Raw genomic sequence first — 1,023 nt, forward strand, 5'->3', positions numbered from 1 at the left:
ACGGTTACAAGTCCCGGGACGCCGAACTCCGCACCGACGCCTGACGCCTGACGCCTGACGCCCGGCACCTGACGCCTGACGCCCGGCACCACCGGCGCCCGAGCACCGCGCACGCCCTCCCACGCACTCGACCTGAAACCAGGAAGCACCATGCAGACCGCAGAGATCCGCCGCCGTTGGCTCCAGTTCTTCGGCGACCGCGGGCACACCGTCGTCCCGTCCGCGTCGCTCGTCTCGGACGACCCGTCGCTCCTGTTCACGGTGGCCGGCATGGTGCCGTTCATCCCGTACCTCACCGGGCTCGTCCCGTCGCCGTACCCGCGGGCCACGAGCGTGCAGAAGTGCATCCGCACGAACGACATCGAAGAAGTCGGCAAGACCCCGCGCCACGGCACGTTCTTCCAGATGAACGGCAACTTCTCGTTCGGCGACTACTTCAAGGAGCAGGCGATCCAGTACGCCTGGGAACTCCTGACGACGCCGGAGTCGGACGGCGGCCTCGGATTCTCGCCCGATGACCTGTGGGTCACCGTCTACGAGGACGACGACGAGGCGATCGCGTTCTGGAAGCAGCACTCCTCGCTGCCGGACGACCGGATCCAGCGACTCGGCAAGGACACCAACTACTGGTCGACGGGGCAGCCCGGCCCGGCGGGCCCGTGCTCGGAGATCTTCTTCGACCGTGGTCCGGCGTACGGCATCGACGGCGGCCCGGCCACCGACGACGACCGCTACGTCGAGATCTGGAACCTCGTCTTCATGCAGTACCAGATCGCCGACGTGCGGTCGAAGTACGACTTCGAGATCACCGGCGAGCTGCCGAACAAGAACATCGACACCGGCATGGGGCTCGAGCGCGTCGCGTTCATCAAGCAGGGCGTCGACAACATGTACGAGATCGACCAGGTGCGACCGGTCCTGGACAAGGCGGCGGAGGTCTCCGGTCGCCGCTACGGTGCCCGTCACGAGGACGACGTCCGGATGCGCGTCATCGCGGACACGTCCGGTCGGCGCTCATGCTCA

Annotated in this window: 1 pseudogene; it reads left to right on the forward strand. The window is 67.2% G+C overall.

The annotated features are described in order from the left end of the window. Positions 1-150: 150 nt before the first annotated feature. A pseudogene (locus I59_RS09080) lies at positions 151-1,023 on the forward strand (alanine--tRNA ligase-related protein); the annotation flags it as partial.

Origin of the sequence: Curtobacterium sp. B8 (assembly GCF_000333315.1) — a bacterium.
GTDB classification, from domain to species: Bacteria; Actinomycetota; Actinomycetes; order Actinomycetales; family Microbacteriaceae; genus Curtobacterium; species Curtobacterium luteum.